This is a genomic window from Sphingomonas sp. (assembly GCF_040398505.1).
Lineage (GTDB): Bacteria > Pseudomonadota > Alphaproteobacteria > Sphingomonadales > Sphingomonadaceae > Sphingomonas.
Window position 1 is genome coordinate 1 of sequence record NZ_JBBATX010000186.1, and the last position, 2,303, is coordinate 2,303.

The 2,303-nt window shown below is 60.4% G+C and carries 3 protein-coding genes; all 3 read right to left on the reverse strand.

What is annotated here, in order from left to right:
* Window positions 1–73 precede the first annotated feature (73 nt).
* Entirely contained in the window at window positions 74–268 is a 195-nt protein-coding gene (locus ABWP09_RS14195) for a hypothetical protein (protein ID WP_353205769.1), read from the reverse strand.
* 155 nt (window positions 269–423) lie between these two features.
* Window positions 424–921, reverse strand: a complete 498-nt coding sequence (locus tag ABWP09_RS14200; RefSeq protein WP_353205770.1) for a hypothetical protein — start codon at window positions 919–921, stop codon at window positions 424–426.
* Entirely contained in the window at window positions 914–2,110 is a 1,197-nt protein-coding gene (locus tag ABWP09_RS14205; protein WP_353205771.1) for a tyrosine-type recombinase/integrase, read from the reverse strand. The genes ABWP09_RS14200 and ABWP09_RS14205 overlap by 8 nt, the downstream gene beginning before the upstream one ends.
* Window positions 2,111–2,303: the final 193 nt, after the last annotated feature.

The following is a 2,303-nucleotide window of genomic DNA, read 5'->3' on the forward strand; positions in this document are numbered from 1 at the left end:
CTTGCTGGCGATACCCGCCCCCTTGGCCGTCCTACCGGCCTTGGGGGCACCTCCAGATTGCTTTGATTGTTTTTCAAACATTGGCCGACCCTCCCGCACGAACGGGGAGCGATGCACGCCATTGCTCGGCATCATCGCGCGCTACCCGGCTGGCATTGCCCAGCTTGGTGAGGCGGATGCGCCCAGCGTTCACTTGACGGTAAAACTCGGTTCGGGAAATCGAGTAGCGCGACAGGAAGTCCGCTACGGTCATCAATTCTGTCATCATCGCTTTGACGCCTTGCCCTTGCGCGGCGGGCTTTCCGGCTGATCCCGGTGTTCGGGGGCATCGCGGGGAATATGCACAAACGACGCAGATTTGAATCGAATAGCGGTCCTCAATCCTTGCGACTAGCTGCGACTAAACGGAACAAAGGCAGTTTTTCATGCCAATCCGACCCTGACCAAATACTCCGCTTTGGTCTTCTCGCGACTCCAGTGGCGAATCACAGTTGCCCGGGAAAGGTTGGTTTTTGTCATGGTGGATTTGACCGCGCTCTCAAAACCTCCGGCTACCAAGGCTCCACTTTTTACCATCATTATTGCGGTTGTCGTTCGTACACCCTGTTGAGCACGACGCGCCTCTCGCGAAAGGTGGCCCTTTTGCGCGTTTGGATGGACCACAAATTGTAGCTGGATTTCGGTTTCGTCGGCGCTGCCATTCGCTAAAAGGCGGAGCTCGCGGACCAGCGGACTCTGCTGTCTAATAACGGTTTGCTTTTCGCCGTCATCGCTAGCGAAAACCACATCGCGTTCTGCGGTGGCTTCCAAAGCGATCAGATATTCGATCAGCGGCTCTACGGTCCGATTGCGCAAGCCTATGTAGGCATCATGCTTAAGCGATTCGAACCGCGCTGTTTCGTGAAAGCGTTTCTTAGGCACTTATGGCTCGCCCTATAAGCGTTACCGTTGAAGATTCCTGACCTAAAGAAAACCGACACCACGCCCCCATCATCACCCGCCGCTTCTCCAGCATGTTGCCCCGCCGATAAGCGGCCTCGCTCTTGTTCGGGATGGCGTGCGCAAGCGCCGCTTCCGATAGTTCATTGGGGAAGCTTGTCGTCTCCGATGCCCAATCCTTGAAGCTGGAGCGGAAGCCGTGCGGCACGGCGGTCAGTTCCATGTCGCGCATCACCTTGGTCAGCGTCATGTCGGAAATCGGCTTGTCGCGCTTCATACCGGGGAAAATCAGCGCGCCGTCACTTGTCGTCATCGCGCGCCATTGCTTTGCCCGCTCCAGCACCCGCAGAGCCGCGTCAGAAAGGGGGATGACGTGTTCGCGCTCCGCCTTCATGCGCGCCGCCGGTATCGTCCACAGCGCCGCCTCCAGATCGATTTCCGCCCATGTCGCGCCGCGTACCTCGCCAGACCGGGCGGCGGTCAAAATCAGAAACTCCAGCGCCACGCGCCCGACCGATTCGCGCGAACGAAGCTTCGCCATGAAATCGGGCAAAGCGGCATAGGGCAAAGCTTCATGATGGCGGTCGGTGCGTTTCTGGCGCGGGAGCGATTTGTCGATTGCCGCCATTGCCAGCGGCACGTCGCGATAGCCCTTCGCAACCGACCAATCGACAATCGAGATAATGCGCTGGCGGATGCGCCGCGCCGTCTCCGGCTTGGTCAACCAGATCGACGCCAGCACGTCGCGCACGGCGGGGCCGTCCAGATCGGAAACCGACACGTCGCCAATCGCGGGGAAGCAATGCGTCTCCAGCGACGACAGCCATTGCTTGTCGTGCTTGCCGTTGCGCCACCCTTTGCGCGTCTCCGCATGAACCAGCGCCGCCGCTTCCCGTACGGTCGGGATACCCGCCGCCTTGCGCCGCTCCGCTACCGGATCGATGCCCACCTCGATTTGCGACCGCGCCTTTGCCGCCCGGTCACGCGCGAGCGCCAGCGGCACCTTGGCGGCACTCCCCAGCCCAATATCGCGACGCTTGCCGTCCTTCTGCGCCCGCAACACCCATGAACGCGCGCCGGTGGGGCCGACCAGCAGATAAAGCCCGTCGCCATCGCCATAGCGCCCCGCCGCTTTAGCGGCCTTAACGGCGGTTGCGGTCAACTTGCCCAATTCATTCGCTCCCACACTATTTACCACATCATATGCGGGCTAGTGGGGAATGACAAGGGACGGGGAGGAACGGGAAAGGCCCGGAAAACCGCCAATTATCGGGGGCTTTGGGACGGTTAGGAATGTAGGGAAATCGATAGCTGGCGGAGACGGAGGGATTCGAACCCTCGGTGGGAGTAAACCCCCCACGGCG